Genomic DNA, 7,233 nt, shown 5'->3' with positions numbered 1-7,233 from the left:
CTTTCTAATATTCCAATGATAAAACCACCATTTGGGGCTCCTTCGTCTAACTCTTCTTTTTCAGTATTTTCTTCATCCTTAGAGTTATTTTCTATCACACCATTAACAGATGTAGCTTCATTGCCTCTATGGTTTTGCGCCCTGTTTATTTTAACTTCGCTAGATATGTTTTTTTCTTCCTCTAAGCTTTCCTCTTCATTTTCAACCTCTTCATTAGAATCTATTTTTGAATTACTTAAACCGGATTTTTCACTAGATGATACTTCTACATCATTGTCATCCTTTGAGTCTTGGTTACTTTCTAAATAATTATTTAGCTTTAAATTGCTTTTTTCACTTAAGTAACCTAATAATATTTTTATAAATATTCCTGTAACCCAAGTTGCTATAAATATAAAAATTAAAGTTAATAAGGCTTTTTCACTAGCTAAGAAATTATTATTTACTAGCCTTTCTCTAAATATATTCATTACATCTATTTTTGCATCTACCTTTAAAAAACCTACTATTACTAATAAATGACTTAATTGATCAAATAAAAACACCCATATATTAGTTATTGCTGATGTATTTTTAATATATAGAATAGACTTCGTTTCATCAATTATAAAATGAAAAATAGAAATAATTAATACAACTAAAAATGAAATAGATATAGCTTGTCCTCTGACTAATGAAAATAAAAGAGTAATTATATATACTCCCACAAAGTGTATTAAAGAATGAAATAAATTACCCTTAATTGTATTTGATTTTGCTTCCTCTAAGATTTCCGGAAATCTAAGCTTTAAGATTTTACTTCCTTGGAAAACAAAATCAAACACTATATGGGATAATATTAAAATTAAAAATACATTAAGATCCATACCTACCTGCTCCTTGAATATCTATTAAAGATTCTTCTTTATAAACTATGTCTTCAAGCTTCTTTTCATATGAACTTAATAATTCTAAAATAGTTCTCTTATTATAAACTGTTAAAAAATAATTTGCAGCACTTAATTTATTAGATATGCTAGATTTATTGTATTCTGGATAATGCTTTTCAACATTGCTATAAGAACCATATTCTTCATAAAGTTCTATAATCCTTTTTTGCTTTTCTGTAAATTTACTTTCTATCATTTCATTGTTTTGCATAATATTATTTATAACATCTAGAACTGTAAATGTTTCTTCTTCATTATCTGTAGTTGCTGCACATTCAGCTAAAATTAAATTATCATAATTATTGTTTAGGCCCCTACCTTCATATATATTTGCCTTTTTGCCAAGAATAACTAATTTACATTCCTTTGCAAAAATAGCCTTATTATAAAATGTATTACTTTTCTTAGCTATGTTTATAGCATCTCTAGCATAAATAAAAGCTTCTCCATCCATTCTTCTAGTATCATTTGCTTCATTTGTGCTTATTCTTCCTATTCCTATTCCACAATAAGCCTTAACGCTATTTAATTCTAAAAACCTTTTAATTTCTGAATATATATTGTAGCTTTCCTTTATATCTCTAATAACTATTTGCCACTCATCACCTAATGTAAAAGTAATTGGAGCAACTAATATCTTATTATATTTAAAATTTAGCTTTACAAAATATTCTTCAAGCTTTAATTGAACTTCTTCTCTATTTTTAAGTTCTCTTGATTTAACCAAATCCATATTAATAACACTATAAATTTTCATAATTTGCTCCTTATTTTTTCAATCTATTTACTTAATAATAACCTTGTTACTATTAAACTATCATTTTAGCTTCTAAATCCTTTAAGTATTCTAAAATTTCTAAATTATTCCCCTTAAATACAATATTTCTATTAGACTTATTTATAGAATGATTATACATAGGGTCATAATAATTAGTTAAAAATAATTCAATCCAACTTCTATATCCATCTAAACTTGAAGCTTTAATTTGCATATTATAAGCTTTTTTAAATTCCTCCATTAAAAGCTTTTGCCTATCTCCACCTAGCTTACTTTTAACCTTTTCTACATTGCTTATAATATTATTAAACCAAGCTTCTAGACCTAGTTCTTCATTATTTAAACTATCTATATTCTTTCTTTGGTCATTTATTACATAATCATTAAGGATATTTTCTATTCTTTCTTCTAATGGTGTCTCTAAAAATATTAAATCACCATTGTGAAAATAATTATAAAAACTTGAAGGTATAAAGTTTTTACCTATGTTTTTTCCTTCATCTTCTAATATCATATAATTATACCCTTTATCCTTATGCTTTATAACATTATAAGCTAAGTTATTTTCAAAATTAATTTGTGTAGGTTGTGAAGTTACAAAATGTCCAAAGGCTGATCCTCTATGATTAGCTAATCCTTCTAAATCTATAGAATTTTTAACCTTATTTAATACAATTGTCTTTCCTGAACCTGTGTATCCAGTAAGAACTAAAGCCTTAGCCCCTATGTTTTTTTCTTCTAATGAATCTATAAGAAAGTTTCTAAATACTTTGTAGCCTCCATCTATCTTAACTATATCTCTTCCTGTTTCTTCATAAATTAATCTTTGAGCTATAGTTGAACGTGAGCCTCCTCTAAAGCAATAAATCATAGCCTCCTTATTTTCGTTAAAATAATCAACCCATCTCTTTATTCTATCTTCTCTTTTTTTTCCTGATACAATTTCATAGCCTAACCTTGTTGCTTCTTCATTTCCCTTTTCCTTATAGCAAATACCTATTATATGACGTTCTTCATTTGTTAATATAGGCAAGTTAACTGAATTTAACATTGCACCCTTTTCAAATTCTACTTCTGCACGAACATCTATTAACCTTATGTCATTTACTACTATATTTTTAAAATCCTTTGTTTTACTTAATTCAACCATTTTATAACCTCATTTAACTTATTTTCATCTTATTGCTAGCCCTTTTTAGAAATAAGCTAACAACGTATACTCTACCAGTTACTGACTTCTAACCTACAAATGGAATTAAAACTCCACCTTAAGATATGAATTTTATTTATGTAAATTTCTCAATTCAACTATAATTCTTTTATTATTTACATTTTATTACACCATATAATTTATTGCAAATTTATCTAAATTAATTGGATAATATTTAATTACTCTACATTTTTTTCTAAATAAGATTTATAATTACTATATAAAATAAATGATTTGCTTATAAAAGGAGAATAATTAAATTATGTCTAATAATATAAAATTAACATCACTTACTAAAACATCTGGTTGTGCAGCCAAGATAGGGCCTAGCACCTTAGATGCTGTATTAAAAGACTTGCCTAAATTTCATGATTCTAATCTAATTGTAGGCTTTGATAAAAAAGATGATGCCTTAGTTTACAAGGTATCTGATGATAAAGTTGTAATTCAAACTGTAGATTTTTTCCCTCCAATGGTAGATGATCCATATACTTTTGGACAAATAGCTGCTACTAATGCATTAAGTGATATATATGCTATGGGAGGAGACCCTTCTATTGCAATGAACTTATTATGTTTTCCATCTTGCTTAGACTCATCTATAATGACAGACATTTTAGCTGGTGGATATAGCAAGGTTCAAGAAGCTGGTGCAATAATAGCTGGTGGTCACACTATTGCAGATCCAACACCTAAGTATGGACTTTGTGTTACAGGCTTTGCACATCCTAGTGAAATCCTTACTAATAGTGGAGCTAAAACTGGAGATGTCCTTGTATTAACAAAGCCTATTGGAACAGGAATATTAAATACAGCCTCTAAGGCAGAGCTTTTAACTCCTGATAAAATAAAAGAAATTACTAATATAATGACATCTTTAAATAAATCAGCAAAGGAAGCCTTTAAGGGCTTAACTGTCAATGCTTGTACAGATGTAACTGGCTTTAGCTTAATAGGTCATGGCTATGAAATGGCTAGTGGAAGCTCTAAAACAATTAACTTCTTTAGTAATGAAGTTCCTATAATTACAGATGCTTTAGAATATGCAAAAATGGGTGTTATACCAGAAGGAATGTATAATAACTTAGAATATTTAAAGGATTTTTTCAAAGCAAAAGAAAATATTAAACAAGAAATAATAGATGTATTATTAGATCCTCAAACTTCAGGAGGATTATTATTATCTATGCCAGAAGCTTCAGCAAAGGAATATATATCAAGAATGGAACTATTTAATCCTTGGACTAAAATAATAGGCGAAGTTGTGGATAAAAAAGAACATCATATAATTATAAAATAGATAAGAATAAATATAGTAAAAAGTGCTAAATACCATTCTTCCAAATTCTGATTATGTTGTAGATGGAGGTATGCAGTTAGATGAAATTATCAAACAGATCATGAGTATAATGAAAATAAATTATTAGTGTAAAGTCAATAAATGTAATTCGTAATATGATGATATTGAGAACTAATTAAGCAAATTTGCTCTTTAAAAACAGAATAGTATGGTATTTACAAAATATGTTATAATTAATTCATAATTGTATTAAATGTTGATTTAATTTAACAGGGGGAATATGCTTTGAAAAAGAAAATATTAGTATTTATTATTTTTACAGTTGTTCTTTGTTGTTTAGTTTTATGGAAAGTTACACCTAAAAAGATAGATGCTTCTAAGGTAGTTAATTTAGTTCAAAGTAATTACGAATCAATTACTGTGAATGATAAAAAAATTGAGTCGGGTTCAAATAATCAGTATCTTATAGATGACTTTATACCAAAGTTATCAAGATATACTTTAAAAAAGTATGAGGGTGAATTACCAAAAGGATATTCTTATAAAGTTGAAATCAAGAGAAATGATGGTTTAGAAATCATTCTGTTAGATAATGACTATTTAGTTGTAGGTAGTAGTAAGTATAAGATTCTTGAAGGTACGATTGATTTGAATAAGTTTTACACAATTTTTATGGAATAATTCGCAATCTAAATAAATCATTACTCAAATCTCATAATAATATATATGCCTCCAACTATACTATTAAAATTACATCAATAAAATCTAATTTATTTCGAATCCTTAACTTTCAATAACACTATACTTTATTTAGATGCTGTTCTCTATAACACCACTAAATATAAAAAGGTAAAATAGACTATTTATCTATTTTACCTCTAAGAATTTTTTTCTTTACTTTGTTTTTGTATGGACTATTTTTCCATTAAAAACTATAGCTATTTTACTTATATTTTTAACGCCTCTTTTAGTTAATTCTATATCATATTTTTTATCTTCAATTTGCTGTAATGCCTCTTCTAAAGTTTCTTCTATAGTTTCCTCATCTTCTTCATCATATCTTTTAAACTCAAATATATATCCAAGTTTTTCTTTATTCTTTGGTATTAAGCACACATCATATCTTCCAAGACCTGATTCTCTATTAGATAAAACCTCATAAGTTCCAGTTAAAGAAACCATTATTCCAAGAACAAAAGCATGGTACACTCTTTCAGGATTTTTACCTGATACATCAAAGTAACTAAAACTTTCTAAAACATACCTTTTAAGTACTTTAGTAAAGCTTTTAACATCACCTAAAATAAGTGCTTGTATTATTGTATTATAATCGCTTCGTCCTTCAGCTTCTTTAAACCATTTATCTATTATGCTTCTATATAAAATCTTTATTTCTTTATTAGGTATTTGAAGCTTGTAATCATATAAACCAGTATCATTATTAAAATTCTTATGGACTACTTTTAAATATCCTGATAAAAGTAAGAAGCTCCATAAATTTTCTTTACCTAGCATTATATCTTGCATTACTACATCTTCATTTATTCTTGTTTCAATAGCTCCCCCATTATATAAATTTTCAAGGGATAATTTAATATCTTCATCACCTTCTACTAAAAGCTCTTTTATAAGTCTGTTTTCAGAAGTATTAACCCAATAAGGCATAAATTGTTTATTTTCTTCTGATAAATAATATAAAGTAGACCAAGGATTGTATATAACTATATTTCCAAACAAATATCCATTGTACCACTTCCTAAATTCATCTACTTTCATAGTACACTTATAATAATTTAACAAATCACAAATTTCATCCTCTGTAAATCCAAATTTATCTGAATAGCTTTCACTTAATAATGTATAAACTTTTAAATTGTTTAACCCAGAAAATATAGATTCTTTTGCAACCCTAAGTATTCCTGTTATCATTGCCTTTTCTAAATTTATATTATCCTTTAAAGCTGCCGATAAAAAATTTCTTATAAATCCTATCATTTCATCATAATACCCTTCAAAATATGAATGGTGAATTGGTGTATCATACTCATCTATAAGCAAAATAACTTTCTCATTATAATAGTTATTTAGATATTCACTAAGTTTATATAAAGCTATCTCTAACTCTTTAATTGAAGCTTTTCTATTTATAATATTCATATAATAGTCTTTATCTTCATCAAAGCTTAAACTATCAAAAATATAATAAAAACTTTTGTATACTGAAGAAACCCTAAATTTAAAACTTTCAATAAATCCTTCATAATCATTATGCTTTTCATCCTTGAATGTCATATATATTACAGGATATTTTCCTTGGTTTTTCATTATTTCTGTTTCTTTTTCTATTTTAAGTCCATTAAATAAATATCTTCTATCTTCCTTTGACTTCTCCAAGAAATATTTTAGTATAGACATATTTAAAGTCTTTCCAAAACGTCTTGGTCTTGGTATTAGAACTATTTCTCCACTATCTTCTAAAAACTCTTTAATAATTAAAGTTTTATCAACAAAATAATTATTACTGTCAATTATCTTTTTAAAATCACTAGTTCCTAAACTTATTCTTTTCAATAGATTCACCTCAATTTCTATCATATACTCTTTATATCTTTATTATAGCCAGACTTACGTACTAATACAACGCCTACTGCTATCTACCTATACTTTATGTTTATCCTCATATATTTCACTTTCATAAATGGTAACCATCTTAACTTTTCACTCTTAATTTTACCTATAAAGTAATTACTTTATCAGCTTTTTTCATAGCATCTGTTATATCATACATATTACTTACAGTTCCTGCCCCTAGGTTGTTTTCAAGATTATAATAATTTAAGCAAGCACCACAAACTAATAATTCTACTCCCTTTTTTTCTAATTCCTTTAAATGCTGAACAGCTTGTTCATTTAATGTAGGTACTTTAACACCATCATTCATAAATAAAATCCACTTTGGCAAATCTGCCCCTTCTTCTAATGTATAAAAGAACATCTTCATTAAGCTTTCACCTAA

At 26.6% G+C, this 7,233-nt stretch carries 7 protein-coding genes; 2 read left to right on the top strand and 5 right to left on the bottom strand.

Going from position 1 to position 7,233, the window contains the following annotated elements:
- The 3 genes from ACRDBA_RS15185 to mnmH form a co-directional block, all read right to left on the bottom strand.
- Positions 1–866 (bottom strand): DUF3307 domain-containing protein (locus ACRDBA_RS15185; protein WP_438573773.1); only part of this gene is annotated, 866 nt, incomplete at its 3' end.
- Complete coding sequence (locus ACRDBA_RS15180) at positions 856–1,686, bottom strand: SatD family protein (RefSeq protein WP_438573772.1); 831 nt, start codon at positions 1,684–1,686, stop codon at positions 856–858. The genes ACRDBA_RS15180 and ACRDBA_RS15185, both read right to left, overlap by 11 nt.
- A 52-nt stretch (positions 1,687–1,738) precedes the next feature.
- Entirely contained in the window at positions 1,739–2,857 is a 1,119-nt protein-coding gene (gene mnmH, locus ACRDBA_RS15175; protein ID WP_438573771.1) for a tRNA 2-selenouridine(34) synthase MnmH, read from the bottom strand.
- Between the two features lie 322 nt (positions 2,858–3,179).
- Here mnmH and selD point away from each other — a divergent pair, with 322 nt between their 5' ends.
- Together selD and ACRDBA_RS15165 are read left to right on the top strand one after the other, a co-directional pair.
- Complete coding sequence (gene selD / locus ACRDBA_RS15170) at positions 3,180–4,217, top strand: selenide, water dikinase SelD (protein WP_438573770.1); 1,038 nt, start codon at positions 3,180–3,182, stop codon at positions 4,215–4,217.
- A 285-nt stretch (positions 4,218–4,502) separates the two neighbouring features.
- Positions 4,503–4,898: a hypothetical protein gene (locus ACRDBA_RS15165; RefSeq protein ID WP_438573769.1), complete on the top strand. Its 396-nt coding sequence runs from the start codon at positions 4,503–4,505 to the stop codon at positions 4,896–4,898.
- Between the two features lie 213 nt (positions 4,899–5,111).
- On the opposite strand, the gene ACRDBA_RS15160 is transcribed toward ACRDBA_RS15165, so the two are convergent.
- Both ACRDBA_RS15160 and yedF read right to left on the bottom strand, forming a co-directional pair.
- The gene (locus tag ACRDBA_RS15160) at positions 5,112–6,788 is read right to left on the bottom strand and encodes an AAA family ATPase (RefSeq protein WP_438573768.1); all 1,677 of its coding nucleotides are present in this window, start codon (positions 6,786–6,788) and stop codon (positions 5,112–5,114) included.
- Positions 6,789–6,951: 163 nt separating this feature from the next.
- The coding region (gene yedF / locus ACRDBA_RS15155; protein ID WP_438573767.1) for a sulfurtransferase-like selenium metabolism protein YedF at positions 6,952–7,233 on the bottom strand (282 nt) is incomplete at its 5' end.

This window comes from Clostridium sp. (assembly GCF_051654825.1).
Classification (GTDB): Bacteria; Bacillota; Clostridia; order Clostridiales; family Clostridiaceae; genus Clostridium.
Note: the sequence above shows the minus strand (reverse complement) of the source record. Positions and strands in the feature narration are given on the sequence as shown.